The 24,200-nt window shown below is 32.0% G+C and carries 29 protein-coding genes; 9 read left to right on the plus strand and 20 right to left on the minus strand.

The features are described 5' to 3' along the window. Positions 1–4 precede the first annotated feature (4 nt). Positions 5–259, plus strand: a complete 255-nt coding sequence (locus CLMAG_RS15375; RefSeq protein ID WP_066624201.1) for a hypothetical protein — start codon at positions 5–7, stop codon at positions 257–259. Between the two features lie 140 nt (positions 260–399). Here CLMAG_RS15375 and CLMAG_RS15380 read toward each other — a convergent pair whose 3' ends face one another. The 5 genes from CLMAG_RS15380 to CLMAG_RS15400 all read right to left on the minus strand — a co-directional run bounded on the left by CLMAG_RS15380 (position 400) and on the right by CLMAG_RS15400 (position 5,326). After that, on the minus strand, positions 400–1,470 hold the full coding sequence (locus CLMAG_RS15380; protein ID WP_066624204.1) for a sulfite oxidase: 1,071 nt from the start codon (positions 1,468–1,470) through the stop codon (positions 400–402). A gap of 177 nt (positions 1,471–1,647) precedes the next feature. Continuing rightward, positions 1,648–1,941 carry a ferredoxin family protein gene (locus CLMAG_RS15385; protein ID WP_066624211.1) on the minus strand — a complete coding sequence of 98 codons (294 nt, stop codon included), beginning with the start codon at positions 1,939–1,941 and terminating at the stop codon, positions 1,648–1,650. After that, on the minus strand, positions 1,941–3,236 hold the full coding sequence (locus CLMAG_RS15390) for an FAD-dependent oxidoreductase (protein ID WP_066624214.1): 1,296 nt from the start codon (positions 3,234–3,236) through the stop codon (positions 1,941–1,943). The genes CLMAG_RS15385 and CLMAG_RS15390 overlap by 1 nt, the downstream gene beginning before the upstream one ends. 3 nt (positions 3,237–3,239) lie before the next feature. Then, on the minus strand, positions 3,240–4,529 hold the full coding sequence (locus CLMAG_RS15395) for an FAD-binding protein (protein ID WP_066624217.1): 1,290 nt from the start codon (positions 4,527–4,529) through the stop codon (positions 3,240–3,242). Next, the gene (locus tag CLMAG_RS15400) at positions 4,517–5,326 is read right to left on the minus strand and encodes an electron transfer flavoprotein subunit beta/FixA family protein (protein ID WP_066624221.1); all 810 of its coding nucleotides are present in this window, start codon (positions 5,324–5,326) and stop codon (positions 4,517–4,519) included. Before CLMAG_RS15400 ends, CLMAG_RS15395 begins: the two co-directional genes overlap by 13 nt. A gap of 337 nt (positions 5,327–5,663) precedes the next feature. Between CLMAG_RS15400 and menA the strand changes: the two genes are divergently transcribed. From menA to ubiE, 3 genes are all read left to right on the plus strand, one after another. Further along, complete coding sequence (gene menA / locus CLMAG_RS15405; RefSeq protein ID WP_066624224.1) at positions 5,664–6,560, plus strand: 1,4-dihydroxy-2-naphthoate octaprenyltransferase; 897 nt, start codon at positions 5,664–5,666, stop codon at positions 6,558–6,560. A gap of 19 nt (positions 6,561–6,579) precedes the next feature. Next, positions 6,580–7,200: a CPBP family intramembrane glutamic endopeptidase gene (locus CLMAG_RS15410; protein ID WP_066624226.1), complete on the plus strand. Its 621-nt coding sequence runs from the start codon at positions 6,580–6,582 to the stop codon at positions 7,198–7,200. A gap of 64 nt (positions 7,201–7,264) precedes the next feature. After that, entirely contained in the window at positions 7,265–7,969 is a 705-nt protein-coding gene (gene ubiE / locus CLMAG_RS15415; protein WP_066624228.1) for a bifunctional demethylmenaquinone methyltransferase/2-methoxy-6-polyprenyl-1,4-benzoquinol methylase UbiE, read from the plus strand. A gap of 159 nt (positions 7,970–8,128) precedes the next feature. Here ubiE and CLMAG_RS15420 read toward each other — a convergent pair whose 3' ends face one another. From CLMAG_RS15420 to CLMAG_RS15445, 7 genes are all read right to left on the minus strand, one after another. Then, entirely contained in the window at positions 8,129–9,550 is a 1,422-nt protein-coding gene (locus tag CLMAG_RS15420; RefSeq protein ID WP_066624231.1) for a sensor histidine kinase, read from the minus strand. A 56-nt stretch (positions 9,551–9,606) separates the two neighbouring features. After that, on the minus strand, positions 9,607–10,302 hold the full coding sequence (locus CLMAG_RS15425; protein WP_066624232.1) for a response regulator transcription factor: 696 nt from the start codon (positions 10,300–10,302) through the stop codon (positions 9,607–9,609). Between the two features lie 174 nt (positions 10,303–10,476). Further along, positions 10,477–10,728 carry an SHOCT domain-containing protein gene (locus CLMAG_RS15430; protein WP_066624234.1) on the minus strand — a complete coding sequence of 84 codons (252 nt, stop codon included), beginning with the start codon at positions 10,726–10,728 and terminating at the stop codon, positions 10,477–10,479. Positions 10,729–10,883: 155 nt separating this feature from the next. Then, a complete protein-coding gene (locus tag CLMAG_RS33765; RefSeq protein ID WP_242873044.1) occupies positions 10,884–11,183 on the minus strand; it encodes a C40 family peptidase in 300 nt (99 codons plus the stop codon). Further along, entirely contained in the window at positions 11,102–11,932 is an 831-nt protein-coding gene (locus tag CLMAG_RS15435) for a coiled-coil domain-containing protein (RefSeq protein ID WP_242873045.1), read from the minus strand. Before CLMAG_RS15435 ends, CLMAG_RS33765 begins: the two co-directional genes overlap by 82 nt. 356 nt (positions 11,933–12,288) lie before the next feature. Next, positions 12,289–14,949, minus strand: coding sequence for a heavy metal translocating P-type ATPase (locus CLMAG_RS15440; protein ID WP_073392983.1), 2,661 nt, complete (start codon positions 14,947–14,949; stop codon positions 12,289–12,291). Positions 14,950–15,423: 474 nt separating this feature from the next. Then, positions 15,424–15,672, minus strand: coding sequence for a hypothetical protein (locus CLMAG_RS15445; protein WP_153040993.1), 249 nt, complete (start codon positions 15,670–15,672; stop codon positions 15,424–15,426). Positions 15,673–15,754: 82 nt separating this feature from the next. Between CLMAG_RS15445 and CLMAG_RS15450 the strand changes: the two genes are divergently transcribed. From CLMAG_RS15450 to CLMAG_RS15465, 4 genes are all read left to right on the plus strand, one after another. After that, positions 15,755–16,459 carry a cytochrome c biogenesis CcdA family protein gene (locus CLMAG_RS15450; protein WP_066624253.1) on the plus strand — a complete coding sequence of 235 codons (705 nt, stop codon included), beginning with the start codon at positions 15,755–15,757 and terminating at the stop codon, positions 16,457–16,459. Positions 16,460–16,478: 19 nt separating this feature from the next. Continuing rightward, positions 16,479–17,087 (plus strand): TlpA family protein disulfide reductase, encoded by a 609-nt coding sequence (locus tag CLMAG_RS15455; protein ID WP_082831952.1) that lies wholly within the window; start codon positions 16,479–16,481, stop codon positions 17,085–17,087. A 60-nt stretch (positions 17,088–17,147) separates the two neighbouring features. Further along, positions 17,148–17,396, plus strand: a complete 249-nt coding sequence (locus tag CLMAG_RS15460; protein WP_066624259.1) for a hypothetical protein — start codon at positions 17,148–17,150, stop codon at positions 17,394–17,396. A gap of 369 nt (positions 17,397–17,765) precedes the next feature. Beyond that, positions 17,766–18,008: a dihydrodipicolinate reductase C-terminal domain-containing protein gene (locus CLMAG_RS15465; RefSeq protein WP_139264104.1), complete on the plus strand. Its 243-nt coding sequence runs from the start codon at positions 17,766–17,768 to the stop codon at positions 18,006–18,008. Between the two features lie 117 nt (positions 18,009–18,125). Here the strand turns inward: CLMAG_RS15465 and CLMAG_RS15470 are convergent, their stop codons facing one another. Both CLMAG_RS15470 and CLMAG_RS15475 read right to left on the minus strand, forming a co-directional pair. Further along, complete coding sequence (locus CLMAG_RS15470; protein ID WP_066624261.1) at positions 18,126–18,830, minus strand: DUF421 domain-containing protein; 705 nt, start codon at positions 18,828–18,830, stop codon at positions 18,126–18,128. 13 nt (positions 18,831–18,843) lie between these two features. Next, positions 18,844–19,542, minus strand: coding sequence for a YetF domain-containing protein (locus tag CLMAG_RS15475; RefSeq protein WP_066624263.1), 699 nt, complete (start codon positions 19,540–19,542; stop codon positions 18,844–18,846). A 118-nt stretch (positions 19,543–19,660) separates the two neighbouring features. Here CLMAG_RS15475 and CLMAG_RS15480 point away from each other — a divergent pair, with 118 nt between their 5' ends. Beyond that, a complete protein-coding gene (locus CLMAG_RS15480) occupies positions 19,661–19,864 on the plus strand; it encodes a DUF1657 domain-containing protein (RefSeq protein WP_066624265.1) in 204 nt (67 codons plus the stop codon). A gap of 53 nt (positions 19,865–19,917) precedes the next feature. Here CLMAG_RS15480 and CLMAG_RS15485 read toward each other — a convergent pair whose 3' ends face one another. The 6 genes from CLMAG_RS15485 to CLMAG_RS33770 all read right to left on the minus strand — a co-directional run bounded on the left by CLMAG_RS15485 (position 19,918) and on the right by CLMAG_RS33770 (position 24,199). Then, complete coding sequence (locus CLMAG_RS15485) at positions 19,918–20,133, minus strand: heavy-metal-associated domain-containing protein (protein ID WP_066625058.1); 216 nt, start codon at positions 20,131–20,133, stop codon at positions 19,918–19,920. Positions 20,134–20,240: 107 nt separating this feature from the next. Beyond that, positions 20,241–21,611: a sensor histidine kinase gene (locus CLMAG_RS15490; RefSeq protein WP_066624272.1), complete on the minus strand. Its 1,371-nt coding sequence runs from the start codon at positions 21,609–21,611 to the stop codon at positions 20,241–20,243. Next, positions 21,611–22,294, minus strand: coding sequence for a response regulator transcription factor (locus CLMAG_RS15495; RefSeq protein ID WP_066624274.1), 684 nt, complete (start codon positions 22,292–22,294; stop codon positions 21,611–21,613). The genes CLMAG_RS15490 and CLMAG_RS15495 overlap by 1 nt, the downstream gene beginning before the upstream one ends. Positions 22,295–22,549: 255 nt before the next feature. Next, on the minus strand, positions 22,550–23,050 hold the full coding sequence (locus CLMAG_RS15500) for a putative ABC transporter permease (protein ID WP_066624276.1): 501 nt from the start codon (positions 23,048–23,050) through the stop codon (positions 22,550–22,552). A 115-nt stretch (positions 23,051–23,165) separates the two neighbouring features. Then, entirely contained in the window at positions 23,166–23,978 is an 813-nt protein-coding gene (locus tag CLMAG_RS15505) for an ABC transporter ATP-binding protein (RefSeq protein WP_066624278.1), read from the minus strand. A gap of 32 nt (positions 23,979–24,010) precedes the next feature. After that, the gene (locus CLMAG_RS33770; RefSeq protein ID WP_278330854.1) at positions 24,011–24,199 is read right to left on the minus strand and encodes an iron chelate uptake ABC transporter family permease subunit; all 189 of its coding nucleotides are present in this window, start codon (positions 24,197–24,199) and stop codon (positions 24,011–24,013) included. Between the last annotated feature and the right edge of the window lies 1 nt (position 24,200).

The following is a 24,200-nucleotide window of genomic DNA, read 5'->3' on the forward strand; positions in this document are numbered from 1 at the left end:
TCCGGTGGATACTATAGCTGGAGTATCCTTTGCTCATATAGGCAAGCATACCCCTCTTCTTTTAACTGGAAATAACATGGTGCCATCTGTAGTTGAAGAATATATTAAATCAGTAAAACCTATACCTCCGAAAGATATGCCTCGTCCTCCATTTATGCATGGCTTTATTCTCGGCGATATATCATATATTACCTATCCTGCGCAAGTAATGATTAACAAAATACTGTCTATTGATCATGAAATGATGAGCATGGATTAGGGAGATATAAAAATAAGATACCTTAATCATTTATATGATTTTACATTAAAATCTTCCAGTAATAATTTAACCCCGGATATCTCTGGGGTTTTAAATATCGCAAAGTATAGTCCCAGTCTCATTCCTATGCCTCTATCACACTATTCTACTTTTACGTGAATAGTATATACAGCATTATATCCATACCCTTTTCTATTCCATATAGCTTCTAATGATTGTATGTTTCCAGCTGAACCTTTAGCTCTGCACATAATAGTATATTCTCCTTTATCTTTGACCTCCCATAAGTATCTCCAATTAGACCATCCATAAGATTGACTGCTCTTTCCATATAAATTTGTTTTCTTCCAGGTTGATCCATTATCAAAACTGAGTTCTACATCAGTAATAGTACCAGATCCTGTCCAGGCAATACCAAATATTTCGTGAGTTTTTGTATCTAATAGGGAATAATTTAGTGGCTGTTTAATGATTGAATTAATTTTAATAGTAGTTACTGGTACAGCACCTTTATCATTATATTTATTAGGGTAATACACGTAATCAATAGTTTGGAAAGGTCCTTCAAACTTATAATCAATTACCTGTATTTCCTTCAGCCATTTAACTGAAGCCATTCCATACCATTCAGGAACAACAAGTCTTAGGGGAAACCCATGTTCGTAAGGGATTATACTTTTATTTAATTCATACGCAATAATTGTATCTTCATGAAGTGCTTTTTCTATTGGAAGACTCTTCGCATAGTTAAAGATACCATCCAAATCAGTTCTAGTTCCTTGGTCCTGACCAATAAATAAAACCTCCTTAGCAGTATTCTTTATACCAGTTAAATTTAATAGGTTACTTAAAGAGACTCCTTTCCATATCCCTTGACTTATTGCTCCATCTTGCCATTGGTCTCCATAGGTTTTAGGATTAAAATAGGCTCTTTTATTTCCAGAGCACTCAAGAACTGAGACAATGGACCTGCCTGGCATAGACCTTAAATAGCAATAGGGAAATGTGAGAGGTGTATTTACTTCACCGTATACTGGCAATAGTAAAGATTGCTGGTTTAGGTTTGGGTAGGAGAAATGATTTCTTCTATAAAAGTATTTTGTAGGAGTTATTCCATCTGTTATAAAGTGAATTGGTGTTTCCTGGTTTTCAGTATCAAGACTAAGAGTTTTTAGATTTGGCTTATTTAAATATGAGTTACTTAAATCCATAAACATCCACCTTTATACTTAATATTGCACTTTAATGAATATTAATGTGTATCTTTTATTATTATATGTACTAAGTGCAGCGGACTTTACTAGCTATTAGTAAACTATAACTTTAAAAAATCTGAAATGCATTTATCACATCTCAGATTTTTTATTTTTATGTAACTCATAATTCTCTTATGCCAACCTGAACTGTATGCCAAAACCTCCCCTTGTGAAGTTCCAGTCAATGTTATCGTGAGAACAAGCTATTCTGCATGCCCCACACTCAAGACAACCTTCATAGCCAACAGTAACATGTCCATCCTTCCATTCATAAACACGGGCTGGGCAAATGAAAGTACAGGTCTTTTCCTTACATGTCTCACATATCTTCTGATCCTTTATAGCTAGGTGAGGAAGCGTGTCTACATTGTAAGTATTTAAATACAGCTTATCGTCAATATTAACTTTTACTTTTGTATCTTCCATTATTTCATCGCCCTCCATATTTTAAATCCATCCATACCCATACTTAATAAAGATTTTCCACCAGCCATGTGTTTAATAGCTAACTTTTGCTTTTCTCCTTTCGATACTCCATCTACAGTAAACATTTCACTCATTACCTTGTTTACTGCTGGTATATAATGATTAAAGAACTGTGGATTTTCTTCCATAGTTTTAGATGCATTCTTATATTTTTTTAGATCATCAATAACATAACTTTCTTTAAGCAGTTCCTGATAATGTGAAAGTGTTTGCTCATTGAATTTACCTAGTTTCTTAGCCTGTATAATAGTCTCAGCAGCAAAACGTCCAGAGGTCATTCCTAAATTTGATCCTTCTCTATGAATACCATTAACAAGCTGTGCTGCATCACCAATTACCAGTACTCCATCTCCTACTAATTTAGGTATACTGTTATACCCTCCTTCCGGAATTAAGTGTGCATAATACTCACTTGCCTCACTTCCTGCAATTAAAGGCTTAATAACAGGATTCTGCTTGATATACTCTAATAATTCATAGGGCTTAACATTTCTCTCGATCATTTGTGAAAGCAAAGCTCCACATCCAATAGATATATGTTCTTTATTTGTATAGATAAAGGCTGTACCTACCATTCCTAAGGTCCCATCACCGAACATTTCTATAGTTGCTCCCATACCTTTGTCCAAATTGAATCTATCTTCAATTTTATCTGAAGGCAGCTTTAATTCCTCCATAACTGCAAGGGCTACCTGATCCTTACGCCATTCTTTATGAAAACCAAGACTTTTGGCTAATAATGAGTTAACACCATCTGCAAGAACAACCACATCAGCATAAAGGTCTCCATCTGGTCTATCTGTTCTAACTCCAACAACTTTATTGCTTTCTACAATACACTCCTTTACAACAGTCTCATTGACAATCAATGCCCCAGCCTCTATACACTTTTTTGAAAACCACTGATCAAACTTGCCTCTAAAGACTGTAAAGTTATTATAAGGAGGTTTTGACCATTCCATTCCTCTATAACCTGTCTTTGCTACAGATTCTTTGCCTAATAACCAAAAGTTTTGCTCAATAATAGGACGTTCAAGAGGTGCTTCCTTCCAAAAATCTGGAATAATCTCATCCATCATGTGACGGTATAATACCCCACCCATAACATTTTTTGAGCCAGGATATTTACCTTTTTCAATAACAATAACATTAAGACCTTCTTTTGCCATTACATACGCTGCTGCAAGCCCCGAAACTCCAGCGCCTACAACAATAACATCAAATTTTTCACCCAATTCTTAAACCTCCTTCGTAATTGCACACAAATCTTCAGGTTTTGCACTTGAAATATCTCCAAGAGCTTCCTTAAAACTAATAATTAATTTAGGTAATACTTCAAAAACATCTCCCTGGATTCCATAAGTAGCCAACTTCATCATTTCACATTCTGGATCTGTATTTATAGAAACTATGGTTTCCGCTCCCTGTACTCCAACGGTATGTTGTATTTCACCAGAAATTCCTATAGCAAAGTATAGCTTTGGGGATACAGTTTGACCGGTCTGTCCAACTTGACGTTTATAATCTACTAGACCTTTCTCCACAGCACCACGACTTCCTGCGACTACCCCACCAATAACCTTTGCTAACTCTTCCAGTAGTTTAAATCCTTCCTGATTCTGCACTCCTCTTCCACCACAAACTATGATTTTAGCATCCTCAAGTTTAGCATTTTCTGATTGTTCCTTAATAATCTCTAGCACCCAAGTTCTAAGAGATTTTTCTTCAATTTTAAAAGACTCTCTAATTATAGAGCCTGTTTTATTCACCTCAGGTTCTGGCATCTGCATAACTCGTGGACGAACAGTAGCCATTTGAGGACGATGTTTTTCACATACTATAGTGGCCATTATGTTTCCCCCAAAGGCTGGACGACTGGCAAGTAACACTCCCTTATCTAAATCAATATCTAGCTGTGTACAGTCCGCTGTAAGTCCAGTTTTCATTGCAGTTGCAACGGCTCCAGCTAAGTCCCTTCCAGTGGTTGTTGCTCCCATTAATAATATTTCTGGTTTATACTTATCTATTAAATAACAGAAAGCCCTATTATAAGTTTCTGATCTATAAAAGTGAAATACTTCATCATCTATAACATATACAGTATCTGCACCATGTGCAAAAAGTTCCAGTATTATAGATTCGACTTTATCACCTAATAAAACTGCACATACTTTTACATCTAACTTTAAAGACACTTTTTTTGCTTCACCAATAAGTTCAAGAGTAACAGATGCAAGTTTCCCCTCAAATTGTTCCGCAAAAACCCATACATCTCCAGTAGGCTTTTCTATCTTTAAATCCATATGGTTTTTATTAGTTTCTTTCCCTAAGTTACCTTTAGCTTTCTTTTTATCACCTAAAATATTCAATGAAGAAATCGGGCACACAGATACACATTTACCGCATTCAATACATTTTTCTTTACTAGCTACTAGTTTACCTTCCCCACTAATCTCTAAAGCATCAAAGGGACAACTGGGAATACACAATTCACATCCATTACAGGAATCTGCAATTATAACTGCCATCTAACTATATCTCCTTTCAACTTATAAGTAAGTAACTTCACCATATGATCAACATCACCCTCTAACAACTCCCCGCCAGGCCTTTGAGGTGGCGGAAATATACGTCGAACTGAAGTTGGAGAACCTTTAAGTCCTAACTGACTCATATCTGCTTGAAAATCACTAATTTCCCAAACTGTTGATTTATAACGTGCTGCCCTAATCATATTTGGCAGCGGAGAATAACTTAAATCATTTATATCCTTTTCTACTGTAATTAAACATGGAAGCTTTGACTCAACTACTTCATAGCCATTATCAATTTTTCTGTGTATTACTACAGTATTACTTTTTAAATTTAAATCTTTTATTTTTTCCACATAGGTTAATTGCGGTATTCCAAGCCTAGAAGCGATACCCGGCCCAACCTGAGCTGTATCTCCATCTATAGCCTGCTTTCCACAAAACACTAAGTCGATAGGCTCCTTTTCCATAATTTTTTTTATTCCCATTGCAAGTATATAACTTGTTGCTAGAGTATCAGAACCTGCAAAGGCTTTATCTGAAAGAAGATAACCTTCATCAGCTCCCATTTCAATACACTTTTTTATAACTTCTTCTGCTTGTGACGGTCCCATTGAAATAATAGAAACCTTACCTCCAAACTTATTTTTAATTTTTACAGCTTCCTCTACAGCATGTGCATCGTAAGGATTAATAATTGTAGGTGCACTTGATCTGTCTAGGGTATTTGTTTTCGGATCTATTTTAATTTCTGTAGTATCCGGTACTTGCTTCACACAAACTAAAGTATGCAACTAAACAACAACTCCTTCAATTTTTATATAAATTATTATCTAGAATCAATTTCCATTACTTGCGCTCTATTATATAAACTTCATGTGAAGAAAAGATGAAGATTAAGTAATTTTAAAATTTAGTGAAGTTCAGGTACTTAAAGATTATATATAGATTGAATCATACAAAACTTATAGCAACCTCCTAATTTAAACAAAACCTAAAGCTTGCCTCTAAGAATCTTTATAAAATCTTCACATTCTTAATTTATAGTATATATAAAGCAAAAATTTAAATCTGCTGCTTTTTAAAATCACTACATGATTAATAATAACAAATATATTTAGGAGGATAAAAATGAAAGATAAATTTAAAATATGGTTGAGAGCTACAAGACCTTTTTCTTTAACTGCTTCCATAATTCCAGTTACAATAGGTGCTATATTTGCTACAAAAGAATCAGAATTTCAATTAATGTACTATCTACTTTCCTTATTAGCTGCTGTACTTTTGCAAGCTTCATCAAATATGCTTAATGACTATGATGATTTTATAAATAAAGTTGATACAAAGGAATCTGGATCTTCTAGTGGTATTATTTTTGAAAATTTATTAACTCCTGAAGAGCTATCTAAAGGAGGACGCTTAGTTTTAACTTTAGGGTGTATGCTGGGATTATTTTTGGCTTTTAAAAAAGGACCTTTTGTTTTAATTCTAGGGACTATCGGGGCTTTAAGCGGTTATTTCTATACTGGAAAGCCACTTATGCTAAAGTATAGAGGTCTAGGTGCTCCTTTAATATTTATAATCTTTGGGCCCTTAATGATGCTCGGTGGATATTTTGTTCAACTTCAGAGAGTTAGTACAAATGTGCTTCTGTTATCTATTCCAGTTGGACTTTTAACTACAGCAATTTTGCATGCAAATGATATTAGGGATATATATCATGATAAAAAAGCTGGAATAAAAACCTTATCTATAATGGTTGGAAAAACGAGCTCCTACTATATCTATTATGGTTTAATTTCTTTATCCTATATTTCTGTTTTAGCTATGACTTATTTCAGAGTTACCCCTATGTGGAGCCTACTTTGTTTAATTACATTGCCAACAGCGTTGAAAAACATAAACAAATTGCATATATCTAATGGATCTAATTCTGAACTGGCAACACTTGATCAAGAAACAGCGAAACTACAAGGACAATTTGGAGTTATCCTTATTATTTCAATATTATTTTCTTCTATGAAATAAAATTAAAGGAGGTTTTATCTTGAATAATAAAAACTATAAATATTTAACCTTTACTCTATTTGCAGCAGCAATCTTATGGTACTTAATGTTTGTTGTAAAGCCTTTTAACTTTTGGATACAAATGAGTCAATCAATATTATTATTAATATTAATGGCATTCCTTGCTGACAGAGATATCTTTCTATTTGGAAAAATAAAACCGAGGCATATTTTTATTGGAATAACCTCAGCTGTAGCTTTATATGGAGTATTTTTCGTAGGAAACATTATATCGGGATATCTGTTTCCCTTTAAAGATGCTCAAATTGCATCAGTTTATAGTAATAAATCAAATGCTAATCTAACACTAATAGGATTGTTACTATTTTTTGTAATTGGCCCAGGTGAAGAAATATATTGGAGAGGATATATACAAAATACTTTAAATAAGAAATTTGGAGAGAACAAAGGATATTTATTTTCCGTATTGTTATATACAGCTGTCCATATTGTTACAGCCAACTTTATGCTAATTATAGCTGCTTTTGTATGTGGATTATTTTGGGGATGGCTTTATAAAAAAGAGAAGAGCCTCATTCCCGTGATTATCTCTCATGCCATTTGGGATTTAACAATATTTGTCTTATTTCCACTAATGTAACTTCTTTAGTTATGCATCGGTAGTTATTAAATACATTTAGTTATAAAAAGGGGGTATACTACGCATGGCGAATAATACCATAGATGTTCAAAATATTTTCTCCTCTATCGCAGAAAAGTATGATAAGTTGAATTCAATTTTAACTTTTAATATAGATAAGCTCTGGAGAAAAAAAGCTATACGGGTGTGTGATTTGAAAGTCAACGATAAAGTCTTAGATTTATGCTGCGGCACAGGTCAGATGATCGACTATGCCTGCAGGAAAGTAGGTAAAAATGCTGAAGTTATAGGACTAGATTTCAATCAGGAAATGATTAATGTTGGCTATAAACGACTTAACCATAGTATAGGAGATTATAAATACAAACTAATTAAAGGCGATATTATACAGCTGCCCTTCGAAGATAACAGTTTTCACTGTGTAACAATCGCCTTTGGTCTTAGAAATATTAAGGATAAAAATAGGGCACTATCAGAAATTTATAGAGTTTTAAAACCTGAAGGAAAATTAGTTTGTCTTGAGCTATCTAATCCAGAACTTCCTATTCTTAAAGAGCTTCATTCAGCATATTTAACTTTTATTCTACCCACTATCGGTTATATAGGCACTAAAGACAAAAGTGCTTATGCATATCTTAGGGATTCTGTAAAAAACTTTATGCCGAAAGAAAAGTTGAAGTTTTTATTTGATGATACTGGTTTTATAAGAACTGAGTATTTATCCTTAACTGGTGGAATAGCTTCTATCCATTATGGAGTTAAAAAATAGATGCTATTGTGAATCTTTTAAGCTAAAACCCGTATTTAGTTATAAAATCTAAATATGGGTTTTAACTTATTTAACAAATTTTTTTAATCTATTGTTAAGTACGTTTAATTTTTGCTATTACAGTATATTGATAAATATCATATTATCCTAATATTACAATTACTCATTTTCACAAATTATACCTTTAGGAAATTCTAAGATAAATGTGCTCCCTTCTCCTTCCTTACTTTCTACGCTTATTTTTCCCCCATGAGATTCCACTAAGCTTTTAGTGATAGTTAGCCCTATCCCTGAACCCCCAGTACTTTTATCCCTAGACAAATCCGTTCTATAAAATCTTTCAAAGATATAAGGTAAATCTTTCTCCGGAATTCCTATTCCATTGTCTTTGACTTTAATACAAATACCTTCTTTTTCTTTTTTAAGTTCTACTAATACTTTTCCCTGTGATTTTAAGTATTTATAACCATTTGATAATAAATTATGCATTATCTGTTTCAGCTTATCTTTATCCATCTGTACCCATACATTTTCATCAATATTAGAGGTAATAATATGATTATTTTTTGAATAAAGGGGCTCAAAACTTAATATAATTTTTTCTAATTCACCTGATAAGTTAAACTTTGTCTTATTTAATTTTAAGTCTGCCTGCTCTAACTTTGCTAAATTACGAAGGTTATCCACTAAGTCTGTTAGTCTTTCTATCTCATCATAAAAACTCTGAAATCTTTCTTCTGTTGGTTCCCATATCCCATCTAATAATGCTTCTACATGAGTTTTCAGTGTTGTAAGCGGTGTTCTAATTTCGTGTGCCATATCAGAAGTCAATCTTTTTCTGAGCATTTCTTGATTTTCCAGAGTTTCTGCTAAATAATTTATTGAAGCAGATAACTCTTCTATTTCTTTAGTTTTGCTTTTAACCTCTGACCGAACGGCTAAATTCCCTTCCCTCATTTCATTAGCTGTTTTAGTTATTTTAACTAATGGATTCATAAGCTGTTTAGCTAAAATAAAGCTTACTCCTAGTCCAAATACTAATGCTATAAAACCTGAAAGTATAAAGGAATGATTTAATGTCATTTTAAAAGTCAGTGCACCTTGGTTTAAATATGAAGTTCCAAAATATCCAACCACTATTGTCCCAATATTTTTTTTATCTTTTACCAAAGAATGTGTCTCTTCCATATATTCTTCTAGGCTCATATTAAAATGTTTACCCATGCCATTTTTCATCATATTTCCCATCATTGTTTCCATCATATTTTTATGCTGAAGATGAGAATTACCTGAATCAAACACAACATTTCCATTCGCATCTTTCACTTGTATATAAAGTTCTTCTAATACAGCATATCGTAATAGTTCGTCTTTATTAAAATTCGAAAATCCTGTTGTATCATTATATAAATCTTGAGCAGTAACTATAATTTTATTTACTTTCTCTTTATGCTCATCTACTAAATAATTATTAAACTTTCTTATCACCATGTAATTTGAAACAAAACTTGCTATTAATATCGCTCCTATTACGGTGAGAAGAAAGCTTATAGATAACTTTTTCATTAAGGACATTTTCATTTAGTCCACCTCATTCATTAATAAACCTATAATATTTCAAATCATTATTCCTACTTTTAATCTACAAACTTATACCCCATACCGTAAACAGTAATAATATATCTAGGTTCTTTATGGTTATTTTCTATCTTTTGTCTTATATTTTTTATATGACTATCAACAGTTCTGTCAAAGCCTTCATAACCTATTCCAAAAGCCTTTTCAACTAGTTGCTCCCTTGAAAACACTTGACCTGGGTTTACTAAAAGTGCTAACAATATCTTAAATTCATTAGCAGTTAAATTTATATATTGACCACGTTTTTTAACCTTCATCTTTTTTATATCTACTTCTAAATCTCCATCATTAAAAATCAAATAATCAGCAAGCGGACTGGAATCTTTATACGCCCTTCGAATTAAAGCCCTAACTCTTCCTACTAGTTCACGGGCACTAAAAGGCTTAGTTAAATAATCATCTGCTCCAATTGCTAAGCCTTCAATTTTTTGATCTTCTTCAGACTTTGCTGTTAACATAATTATAGGAATATCTGATGTTGCCCTTATTTTATTACAAACCTCTTCTCCTGATATTCTTGGCAGCATTAAGTCCAAAATTATTAAATGAACTATTTGATCCTTAAATACTGCTAATGCCTTTTCACCATCTGCCGCTGTTAGCACTTTAAATCCTTCCTTTTTTAAATAAGCTTCTACTACCTCGACAATCTTAGATTCATCGTCAACTACCAATATTGTCTTTGCATCATTCATAATTGCTACCTCTTTTCTCACAATATCTTCCTTTATGTAATTATACTCTATATAAATATTCTACCCAATATATAAAGAAGACTTTGTATTATAGATTTGAATATAAATCAACCCTCTAGCAATTAAAGCTAGAGGGTCTGTAATCAATTTTTTCATCTATCAGTATGTCTTATATTATCTCTTTTGCACAATAACAGTTCTTCTATTAATATATTCTTCTTCACTAATTTCTCCTTTAGCAAATTTCTCATCAAGTATTTTTAAAGCACTGTTCGAATTCATAGTATAATTTTTTAAAAACCTAACTCCCAGTATTATTAAACCTATGAATATTAACATTCTAATGCCCATCATCATATACATCCACGGACTAAATCCAAAACCAGTACCTGCTGCAATACCTGGACCTCCAAATCCACAAAACATATCAATTTCCTCCTAGCATATTTAATTTTTTTAACAAATTTAATCTGTTCTTTGAGTTAATTATAAGTTATAAATGTGGTGAAAATATGGAGAAAAACTTGATTTTTAAAATGTCTGTTATTATACAATCTATATGTTTGTGTTTAAGCTAAATGCTATTTAACTCTTCGGGCTGTTATATAATCACCTCTATCAGCAGGTGAAATCTTAATTACATCTCCTGTACGAGGAGAGTGTATATAGGCACCATTTCCTATATATATCCCCATATGAGTTGGATTACCACCTTTTCCGTAGAAAACTAAATCTCCTGGTTCTAATTGATCTCTTGATACAGCTACACCATCGTTTATTTGGTCATAAGTAGTTCTTCCTATAGAAATCCCAAAGTGTTTATATATGTACTGAGTAAAACCTGAGCAATCAAATCCTGTGCTCGGCGAAGTTCCCCCCATAAATAAGGTGTTCCTAAAAAATTCGAAGCATATGCAACAACATTATTACTGGTCACAGGTGAGCTTCCTCTAGATAACGTTATCTTAGGTGCCTCACTCCTTATACTGGCAACTTGATTTACAGCTGCACTTACTGCTGATTGTTCAGCTGCTGCATATTGTCTTTGCTGCTGCTTAGCTTGATCTATTAATTTTTTTTGGTCATTTTTACTTTTATTAAGTTCACTTAGTTTATTCTCATTTTCAGTTTTTAATGCTAATAGTTTTTGATTTTCTGCTTTTAACTTGTCTAATTTATCTGCAATATCCCTTTGTTTTATCTTGTAATCTGAAATGATTTTATTATCAAAGCTTATGATTCTGCTAACCATATCAACTCTTGACATAAAGTCTCCAAGTCCCTTAGAACTTAGCAGCATATCTAAATATCCACTTGAACCATTTATGTAAAGTGCTCTCATCCTGCTGTTAAATAGTTCCTTTTGTTTTTTCATATCACCTTCAGCAGTTTTTAGTTCAGTTTCTGAACTTTTAATACTTTTTTCTTTCACTAATATTTGATTTTTGTTATCAGCAATTTTAGTCATTACTCCTTCTATCTGGTTGTCCAAGTTTTCTATGTTTCTTTCTAGTTCCTGAACCTTTGAATATGAACTGTTGGTATTTGATGCCGGCTGTGCAAAAACTACACTATTAACTGTTACCGTAAGTGCTAATACCATTAATAGCTCTTTTAATCTTCTATTCAATGTTATCTCTCCTTAACTCTAGCAATTATTGAAAATTTAAATATATGTAGTACATTATACAAAAATTATATGTAGATTTTATGAAGATAACAATAATATGTGATATAAAGTAAAATTTTATATAAAGACGTGAAACTTTGACTTATGTCAGGCATGGAAGGAATACCTTACCAAAGTCAAAGTTTCACGTTCTTTTTTACACAATCTTCATAGATTAATTTTATGAAGTGAAACTTGAATCAGATGGAGTTTCAACTCCACCTGATTCTTAGTTGAACGAATCCAGGGACGTAGCCGCTCGCAACATACACTTTGGAGAAGATGGGAGTATTAGAGCGGGTAGTCATCGGATAAACTTATATGAAAGGCTTATATCCTTTTAATCTTAAGGCATTAGTTAAAACTGATACAGAACTTAAACTCATAGCAAGTGCTGCTATCATAGGATTCAAAAGTGGTCCTCCGAATATGTGCAGTATTCCCATAGCTACTGGAATACCTAATATGTTGTATCCAAAGGCCCAGAATAGATTTTGTTTTATATTCCTTATTGTCTTCTTACTTAAATCTATAGCTGTAACTACATCCATTAAATCACTTCTCATCAGAACTATATCTGCAGATTCCATAGCTACATCTGTACCAGAGCCTATCGCTATACCTATATCCGCTTGTGCTAGTGCTGGAGCATCATTTATACCATCTCCAACCATAGCAACCTTTTTATTCTCACTCTGAAGTTTTTTAACCTCATTTGCCTTGTCCTGAGGTAACACTTCTGCCAGTATTCTATCTATACCTACCTGTTTAGCTATAGCCTCTGCGGTTTTCTTGTTATCTCCTGTTATCATGGCCACTTCAATTCCTAATTCATGAAGCTTTTCAATAGCTCTTTTGCTGTGTTCTTTAACAGTATCTGCCACTGCAATTATACCTGCAAGTGTTCCCTCAATAGCTATATACATAGGAGTTTTTCCTTCTGCTGCCAGAGTCTGTGCTCTTTCTTCTAAATCTTCTAAGGAAACATTACTATCAACCATAAGCTTTCTATTTCCTAATAAAATTCTATTTTTGTCTATGGTCACCTCTATACCATGTCCTGGTATAGCTTTAAATAAATCTGATTTTTTAAATTCAATTTGTCTATTTTCAGCCTCTTTAACTATTGCTTCTCCAAGGGGATGTTCTGATCCCTTTTCAGCAGTAGCAGCTAATTGCAACAAATACTTTTCATCTATACCACTAATAGTAACTATATCCGTAACCTTAGGTTTACCCTCAGTTATAGTTCCGGTTTTGTCAAAAACTACAGTTTGAATTTTATGAGATGTTTCTAGTGCACTTCCGCTTTTTATAAGTACTCCATATTCAGCACCTTTACCTGTTCCCACCATAATGGCTGTTGGTGTTGCCAATCCTAGGGCACAAGGGCAAGCAATTACTAATACGGAAATAAATATTGTAAGTGAGAACACTCCAGTTTCCCCATATATATACCAAGCTAAAGCTCCTATTGTAGCTAAAGTTATTACCACAGGTACAAAGTATCCAGATATAACATCCGCTAATTTTGCAATTGGTGCCTTAGATCCTTGTGCTTCTTCCACTAGCCTTATGATTTGAGATAAAGCCGTATCCTTTCCCACCCTAGTAGCTCTGTATTTAAAGGAACCATTTTTGTTTATGCTTGCACCAATAACAGAGTCTCCAGCATTTTTTTCTACAGGTATACTTTCTCCTGTAAGCATGGATTCATCTACAGAAGACATTCCTTCTGTAACCTGACCATCTACAGGAATTTTTTCACCGGGCTTCACCAAAATTATGTCTCCGACCTCAACTTCATCTATAGGTATTTCTACTTCTCCATCTTCTCTAATTACCACTGCAGTTTTAGGTGAAAGCCCCATTAGCTTCTTTATTGCTTCTGAGGTTTTTCCCTTAGCAACAGATTCCAGATACTTACCTAGTGTAATAAGGGCAAGTATTGTTCCTGCAGATTCAAAATACAAATGATAATCCGTATTTCCTAAGAGAATTTGATAAACTGCAAAAACACTGTATATAAATGCAGCAGAAGAACCTATAGCTATAAGTGAATCCATATTAGGACTTCTTCTGAACAATGACTTAAAGCCTACAGAGAAATATTTTTTTCCTGCTATCATTATAGGTAATACAAGCACTAGCTGTATTACAGAAAATACTTCCGGGTGCACCATTGGATCTATAGCAGCTGGAGGCATGTAACCAAATTTCTCACCAACCATAGGTGCCATAGCTATTATAAGTAGTGGAACTGCAAATATAGCAGATATTAAAAATCTATTCCATAGTGCTTTTATTTCCTTTTCTTTTTTTTCCTTATCTACATCTACAGAAGTATCTTCTTCTATAGCTTTATATCCTGCCTTTTCTATTGCTTTTTTTATATCCAGTACTTTAACCTTAGAAGGCTCAAATCTTACGCTTAGTATTTCTGTAGCTAAATTTACATTAGCCTCTAATACTCCCTCTAACTTTTTAGATACTCTTTCAACAGCCTTTGCACAAGCTGCGCAGGTCATTCCTTCTATTTTCAGTGTTTTAGTAGAAGCTTCAGCTAAAGCTTTATAACCAGCCTTCTCTATTGCTTTCCTTATATCCGGAATACCAACCTTTGAAGCATCAAAACTTATACTTAGCTTTTCTGTAGCAAGGTTTACATTTGCCTCCAGTACCCCGTCTAGTTTTTTTGATACTCTTTCAACTGCTTTAGCACAAGCGGCACAGGTCATCCCTTCTATCTTTAAAGTCTTGGTTGTAGCTTCAACTAAAGCTTTATAGCCTGCCTTTTCAACAGCAAGTTGTATATCTGAAAGTTTCAGCTTTGACTCATCAAAGTTTACAGTTAGTTTTTCAGTAGCAAGATTTACATTTGCTTCCGTCACACCATCTAGTTTTTTTGATGCTCTTTCAACTGCCTTTGCACAAGCGGCACAGGTCATTCCTTCTATTTTTAGTGTTCTGCTCGACATTTTCTTCCCCTCATTTCTTATACGTACTGTATGGCTATATTTAATAGGATTTTTTTATAAACTTTTTAATCCTTGATAATTTTACAAAGTAAATCTATTATTTACTATTCATATATATTTTATCAGAAAGATATGAAGATATTATGAATATTGATTCTGTATCTAAATAAATGATATCTAACTTAAAATAATAATTGTCACCTATTTATCCTTTTAGATTTTTTAAATGCTGTATACATTTATTTATTCGCATCACCCTCCCCCTAGGGGTGTGTCTTAATTATAAGTTATAATTTAAATTATTTCAATAACAACTTATGAAATAATTTGAAATTGAAAAAGCCTTCTTGTGTTATACTTTTCCATAAAATTTATCAAACACGAAGAGGCTTCTTGTTTCTTTATTAAGTTTTAACCACATAAAGTTCTATAAATCTGTAAGCTATTATTTAACGTAAAGCTAGATATTTTACCCTAATGCATATTTTTATACTCCTTAGAATTTATATCTTTATCCCTATAAGCATAATCTCCATTAGATGCAATTCTTTCTACTTGATCAAGTCTATTATTGATTTGTCTTACTTCTGACTGAATGTTTAATAATAAATCCTTTATATCCTTATCCATTTGATTCTGCTCCTTTCTTACAGTATTTTTTTCTAATAATCTAATATTATACATAAATTCTTCACATTTTTCTTGTATAATATTATTTAGCATATACTGAGAAAATTTAATTATTAATTTTTTCAGAAAACAACTCTGCTTATTGTAACTATTTCTATCGGAGGTGGATTTATCCTTGACCAATATATCTGTATTCTTAGCTTTTTCAGCTGGACTTCTTTCATTTTTATCACCTTGCGTTCTGCCGCTGATTCCAGCTTATGTAAGTTATCTAACAGGTTCTTCCATTGAGAACTTAAATGACCGTAGGTCAAAGGTTATTACTTTGTACAGATCTTTTGGATTCGTACTAGGATTTTCTATTATCTTCGTCTTTATGGGAGCATCTATAACTTCTATAGGTAAATTACTTATCTCTCACCAAATAATTTTTAAAAAACTTGGAGGAATACTAATAGTTATATTTGGATTACATACTACAGGGATATTTAAGATTAGACTTTTTTATCATGAAAAAAGATTTATATCCTTTGATAGCATTCATGGTAAGTTTAGTTCTGTCCTTATGGGTATGGCTTTTGCAGCAGGCTGGACACCATGTATTGGACCTATATTGTCCTCTATTCTCATATATGCAACCAGTATGGAAACTCTAAGTAAAGGTATTTTACTTCTTGTTATATATTCTCTTGGACTTGCGGTTCCATTTATACTAACAGCTCTTGCTATAGGAAGCTTCTCAAAACAATTTAAAAAGTTTTCTAAATATCTTCCTACAGTTTCTATATTAAGTGGTATTTTAATGATAATAATGGGTATCATGATTTTTACTAATAAAATGAATGCTTTAAGCCGTTACTTTAACTTTTTTAACTTTTAGAAGAAGGAGAGATATGATTATGAAGAAAATACTATTTTCATTAACCATTGTCTTAATGGTAGGTGGTGCTATTTATACTGTAAATAACTATAACAAAACAAAATCGCCAAGTAACTACGATACTAAAGATACTCAGAGCAGTTCAAATAAGAGTAACACTAATTCTAGCAGCAATAAACCTACTGCAGAGCTAGTTGGAATAAATCAAGATTCTATTATAATGAAAGCTACAGACTTCAAATTAAAGGATTTAAATGGTAATGAACTTTCTCTAAACGATCTTAGAGGAAAAAAAGTATTTTTAAATTTCTGGGCAACTTGGTGCCCTCCTTGCAAAGCTGAAATGCCTGAAATTGAAAAGCTTTATCAGGAGACAAAAAATAGCGATTTAGTTATTCTTGCAGTTGATATTGGTGAACCTTTAAGTGATGTTAAAACATTCATAGATCAGAATAATTATAACTTTAAGGTACTTTTGGATTCTAATCAAAAAGTTGCAGCACAATATGGAATTTCTGCAATTCCTACTTCCTTTTTTATTGATAAAGAAGGAAATATTATATCAAAGCATACAGGCCCAATGAATACTGATCAGATGAAAGAATATATTAAAGGGCTTGATAAGTAGTCAGTCCTAAAATTTCATCTATATTCATATTATATATATCAGTCTTCAGGCGGATTATAAATGGGAACTTGGGAAAACAAACTTTTTTCACCAGACGTGCCATTTGCGAGATATCATTACAGTAGAAATACTAGATATTTTCACCTAGTTGCAGAACCAATTAACCATAATATACTTAAAAATCTTTCTACAATGGAGCAACAATCAGCACAAGATCTTATAGGTGCTTTTATATTACTCCCAAAGGAAAATTACATAGTAAGTCAGGAGATTCCATATAGAGATTATATTGTGCTACTACAGCAGTAGGAAATACCCCAGCCACAATTAGGTAAGAATGCCTATATTCTTAAAAGTATAGGCATTTGTAATCAGTTCTTATCAGCTGCTTCATTATTTAAACCCTCTAGATTTGCCCGAAGCTAAAAATATTTCTTCAGTTGGTGTAAAAATCATATTGATTGGGGTAGTAAGTTCTTTCTCAAATACTTCTATAGTATAGCCTCAATTAATTATTCATTAAAGCTTTTCAAACCTACCACTATTGTTCTTTTAAGCATTCCATTATATTACAGAGATTCACCACAAAAATAAAAAGTATTACCTCCAGGCACTGCGCTAAAACTATCAAATGAAATAGAAAATGGACTGGAAGCATAGTGAACCTATGATAAAGAGATGCCTATCCAAGCAGTACGTGCTAGTGGCGTAGTAGGAAAGCATGAAGTTTTAATAATTGGTGAAGATGATAAAATAGAGATAAGCCATGAGTCTTTTTCAAGGAAAGCTTTTGCACTACGTGATATTAATCCAGTAAACTATATTTATAAAAAATCCGGATACTACGAAATGAAAGATATATTAGATCTTAAGAAAATATTATATAGATACATTAATACTTTCGATAGTGTCTTAGGTTAAAATATAATTTAAAATCTAAATAAGTAAGAACTAAATTTTTAAAAAAGCTTAGCTAAATTTTGATAAGATAAAATCAGTTTTCAACTAGGCTTTAATATATTAAGTCTTTCAGAACTATTAATCTTTTTTAGAAACATATAATTTTTTAGAACTGTCTATGGTAGCAAGATAAATATTTTTCATATCATCTTCATTATACATGGCAAGATTATTCATAATCCATTCTTTATTTGCTCCTGATTTAATTAGATTTTCTTCAAATAATTTTCCATCATTAATAATAACCAAAGGTAAATCTACTGGTTTCGCAGTAAGCTTTAAATCTGTTGGAGTAACTGATCTGAGGTTTTCTTTTTTTATAGTACTAAAATGTCCATTAGGTTCAAGAATTACATATTTGACTTCCGAAACATCAAAAATATTCTTAAGCCTTAATTCACTCATAAGCAAATCAACATTTATAAAATGTTTTTTCAAATTTTTTCTTATTATTTTCCCATCATCTATTAAAATTATAGGTTTACCATTAAAAAACAAAGATAAATCTCTATTTTTCAGAGATATTAAACTAATTATATAATGCCAGAAAAATAAAGTTATTAACGGAGCCATTATATATGTAAAAGAAATCTCTCCATCTAGTAATGGTGCAACTGTAAGTGCTCCAAGTATCCATACCAATACAAAGTCATAAGCAGTTAGCTGATTTAATGTTCTTTTTAATATATATCTTCCTACTAAAAAAGCTGTTATACCTACTATAAAGGTTCTTATTATATACCCAAATAGTGAAATATCTTTAATAACACCGAAAAAACTCACTATAAACTCCCTCCTATGAACTTACATATAATTTTTTATCAGGAGCTAAAATTCCTAAATAAATATTATTTGCATTATCTATGTTATTAGATTTAATTTCCTTCTCAATCCAATCATAATCTAAGTTATTCTTTTTAAGAATTTTTTCATCTATTTTCCCTTTATAAATAAGAATTTGAGATAAAGTGTCTTGTGATGATTCCATTGCCATATCTAATTTAGCTATAGGAAGATTATTGTTATTTACAGCAACACTAAAATCCCCTGTAGCTTCAGCGATTAAATATTCCACTTTTTCAAGATTATGTGCATCTTTTTGCCTTAATATAGAAAATAAATTATCAATTGTTAGCTTTGCTTTTGAAATATTATTCTTTATCACCTTGCCGTTTTTAACCAGTATTATAGGCTTTTGAGAAACTACAGATAGAGCTTTAAAATATAAGTATGAAATAAATAAATTAATTAAAGTGTATATAGTGATTATAACTATTGCGTCTATTAATCTTGATTTAGGATTGACCATACGAGACGCTGCAATATGACTAATACCTGCAGCCATTAAAAAGTTATATGATGTTAGTATACCAGGTTGACGAAATCCCATTATCTTAGCTGAACCAAACAACATAAAATACAAAATAGATGCTCTAATAAATAATTCAAGTATATTTAGCTTTTCACCTTGAAAGAAGATAGTATATAAATTCATAGTATCACCTCAAAGTATATTTTAGGCAAAAATACTTACATTATGTATGTAACCTAAGTTTTTATAATCTACACATAATAACGTTATAAAATTTTATATTTTAAAGGAGGAACTTAATATGGCTACAGTAAATGACCTTGAAAAAGCTTTAACAGGTGCTCAAGGATTAGCAGCTCAATTAAAAACATTTTCCCTAGATACAAACGATCAACAGGCAAAGGAAACTTTTAAACAACTGGCGCATACAACTGAAAATGTAGCACAGACACTAAAAAATAGACTTGAGTTTGTAAAATCAGAGGAACCACAATATAGAGAATAAAATTATAATAAAAACTCTGGCAGCTACATGCTCCAGAGTTTTCTTATTAATCATTATACTTCTTCTATACTAACTACTTCATATCCTGCATCTTCGATAGCAAATTTTATATCGCCATCTTTAACTTCGCTACTTGCATAAATTACTGCAGTTTTTGAATTTAAATCAACATTTACATCTGTTACTCCGTTGATATCCTCTAAAGCATTCTTAACATGGTTAACGCAGTGTCCACAACTCATTCCTTCAACTATGATACTCTTTTTCATTTTTCTTTCTCCTTCCATTTAGCCAATCTCATCGACTCCCCCTAGGTGGGGGTATCATATCTTCATATTACTACTTTTTATAAAAAAACACAATATGTTTGAACCAATTATTTTAAAGATTTAAAGCGTATAGTAAATTTAGATCCTTTATTGACTTCACTTTCTACATCTATAGAAGCTGAATGAAGTGTTAATATATTTTTCACTATAGTTAGTCCTATCCCACTTCCTTCAATCTTATTCCTACTTTTATCTCCTCTATATAATCTTTCAAATATAAACGGTAAATCTTCCTTGCTAATACCCATACCATTATCTCTTATGCTAACAATAATTTCATTTTTCTTCTTAGCTAAGTTAACCCATATGCTGCCACCTTCATTTGTAAACTTTACCGCATTAGATAGAATATTTACAAATACCTGCCTTAATTTATACTTATCTCCTAAAATTACATAGCTTTCATTAGGCTTAGTATTATAAGTTAACTCGATATTCTTTTCTTTTGAGACAATTAAGAAATCGTCACATACAGAAGTTATCAGTTCATTTAATTGAAGTTTTTCTTCATCTAAAACAATACCTTCTGATTCAAACCTTTTCAAAACATTTAAATTGTTTAAGAGTTTGCCAAATCTAATAACCTCATCATTTAAAGCTGTTAATTGTTCCGTATTCACTGGAAAAATACCATCTATCATCGCTTCTAAATTGTTTTGAAGTACATTTAAAGGCGTTCTTATTTCATGTGATATGTCAGAAATAAGCCTTCTTCTTAGTATATCCTGTTGATTAAGCCTATCTCCTAGTGTATTTATGCTGCTTTTAAGATTGTTAAGTTCTAGTATATCTGTATCTACATTTGTTCTTGAATTATAATCCCCTTTAGAAAGCTTTACCGAAATATCTGATACTTCCCTGATGGGCACAGAGAATTGCTTTGAAAAGTATAAGCTTACAACTATCACAATAATAAGTGTAAGAATTATACTTGCTCCAATTCCTTTATTTATTGACAGTTTAAAATTTATATCATCGGCGGATAATAGTACCGAAGAGTATTGCCCTATTCCAATATAACCTACAACACTACCGTTGTAATTTATAGGGAAATTGGTAGTATTATAAACTCCTTCATTGGCATTATCAATAGCTTTTAAGTGCTCTTTTTCTTTAATATCATTAGGGTCCATTGTCCAAATAAGTTTTTTATTTGCATCCAATAGTGTTAAACAATAATTGCTCATAAAAGCTTCATGTTCCATCTCCATCCCTGATTCTTTTGTCCACTGCTTATCTCTCTTATATATTTCTTGAAAGTACTGTACTATTCTCTGGTTTCTTTTCTCTTGATTGTTAAGCATATATTCATTAAACTTATTATTTATTGTAAAATTTACAAAGAGTGCAGTAAGTATAGTGGCTAATATTGAGCAAACTAATATTATTATACTTAGTTTTCTCCTGATACTGTACATCAGCTTTCACCACCAAACTTATATCCTAACCTTGTAACTGTTAAAATATACTTAGGATTTTTGCTATCTTCTTCTATCTTTTTTCTTATATTTTTTATATGAACGTCTATTGTCCTGTCAAAACCTTCAAAATCTATTCCAAAGACTTTTTCAATTAACTGTTCCCTACTAAATGCTCTTCCCTTATTTACTGCAAGCAAATAAAGAATATCAAATTCATTAGGGGTTAGAGAAACTTCCTCATCCTTTACTGTTACTGTTCTGCTATCCTTAAAAATCTTCAAATCACCGCTAATAATTGTATTGTTGTTACTACTCTCTGCATCTATTCTTCTGAACAAAGCATTAACTCTAGCAGTCAGTTCTCTAGGACTAAAAGGCTTCACCAAATAATCATCTGCTCCAATATTTAGACCCTCTATTTTGTCTTCAAGAGCAGACTTAGCTGTCAGCATATAGATATATACATCTGACTTAGTTCTTATAATCCTGCATATTTCTTCACCCTGCATATCAGGGAGCATTAAATCTAATATAACTAAATTAAAATTATGTGAATGGAAAAGTTTTAATCCATCAGCTCCGTTGGCCGCAGAATAAACCTTATATGCATCTTTTTCTAAATATGCTTTTATTACTCCCGATACTTTTTCTTCATCTTCTATAATTAATATATTCTTCATAAAACTCACCCCAATTTATTAAGTATATTTATACTATAACATAACTGTGAAGATTTTATGAAGATGCATCCAGAGAAACTAGCGAACCACTAACTTTCATTATTTATGAGTTACTGTTCACCATTTACTTTATAACTTCAGTATAAAATAAAAAGAGCTAGGAATCACCAAACTCTTGTAAGTACATTATTTATTATTACTAAAAAACATTAAGGGTTTTCTAAGGTATTAACAATATCGTTGACCCATAGTTTTCTATTGCAACATAACTAGCTTTTTTAAGTAACAGAACAAATTGCCTGGCTTTTCATCTCCGTAATAGTAATGAGATAATACGTCATCAAGCCATATTACTATTATACTTAAAAAGTACCATAAAATAGAGTTCTGTAAGCATATCTGCCCCATAAAATTAAATTTATCTTGGGAATAATCCCATACATTTAAATTTAGGTATGCATTTAAAAATAGTCCTGTTAACAGTTCTACTGCAATAATGAAGGATCCTCCCATAATTACCTGCTGCCACATCTTTAAATTGTAGTACGCTGGTTTATCATTAAAAGATCCTATTATTACAGCACAAAAACCACCTATAGGAAACATCCATAAAGAAGTCCATCCACATAAACTCCATTTAGATATTCCTTGGACCCCTATTAATACACCAGCAATAGCTCTTAAAAATACTTCTATGTTCAAATATATACTACCAAATATAAGAAAGTGAACTATCTTGTTCTTTTTATGCCTCACAAATACCACCTCTTATGATGTAGTATTACCTGATAAAATAACCATATTCTATATTATTTTATGAGTGTACTCTTTATTAACTGCATTATTACATACAATTAGAATACAATATCACCTAGGAGACAGATTTTACTTTCTTTTTAGAATTTCTTCTGCCTGTAGGCACACACATAGGTTTTCCTACTACTGGATCTTTTATGATGCAGCACTCTAATCCAAACACATCTAATATCATTTTTTCTGTAAATATATCTTCAGCCTTTCCTTCTTTATAAATCTTACCTTTTGCTATACTGATAAGGTGATCTGCATAACGAGCAGCCTCATTCAAGTCATGGAGTACCATTACAATTGTACGACCAAAGTTCTCGTTTAACTCTTTTAATAGTTCTAATACCTCAATTTGATGGGCTAGATCCAAATAGGTTGTTGGTTCATCTAGCAATAACAAATCGGTACCTTGTGCTAAAGCCATAGATATCCAAGCTCTCTGTCTCTGCCCGCCAGACAGAGCTTCTAATGGACGATCTTTAAACTCTAGCATTCCTGTAGCTTCTAGCGACCATCTAACAGTTTCATCATCTTCCCTAGAAGGCTTGGATAAAAAGGTTTTGTGAGGATGTCGGCCATAGTGGCATAGTTCTTTAACAGTTAACCCCTCCGGAGCCTGAGGCCCTTGAGGCAAAATCCCTAATTTTTTTGCTACATCCTTGGAAGACTGCTTATGTATCTCTTTTCCATCTAAATATGCCATTCCCTTAGTGGGCTTAATTAGTCTTGATAAAGACTTTAAAAGAGTAGACTTCCCACAACCGTTAGCTCCAATTAAGATAGTTACTTTCCCCTCTGGAATAGAAAGACTGATATCTTCAATTACTGAAACAGCTTCATAAGAAATATATAAATTTTCTCCAGACAAAATTGCCATTATTATTCCTCCTCTTCAAACACTGATACTATCTATTTTTTTATAAGCAAATACAAGAAATATGGAGCTCCGATAACAGAGGTTACAATTCCTGTTGGAATCTCAACAGGCACAAAAAGTCCTTTTCCTATACTATCAGATACTAATATTAATAGTGTTCCTAACATAGCTGAAGTTGGAAGTAAAAATTTATGCTTTAAATTTCCATAAACTATAATCACT

Source organism: Clostridium magnum DSM 2767, from assembly GCF_001623875.1.
Classification (GTDB): Bacteria; Bacillota; Clostridia; order Clostridiales; family Clostridiaceae; genus Clostridium_AM; species Clostridium_AM magnum.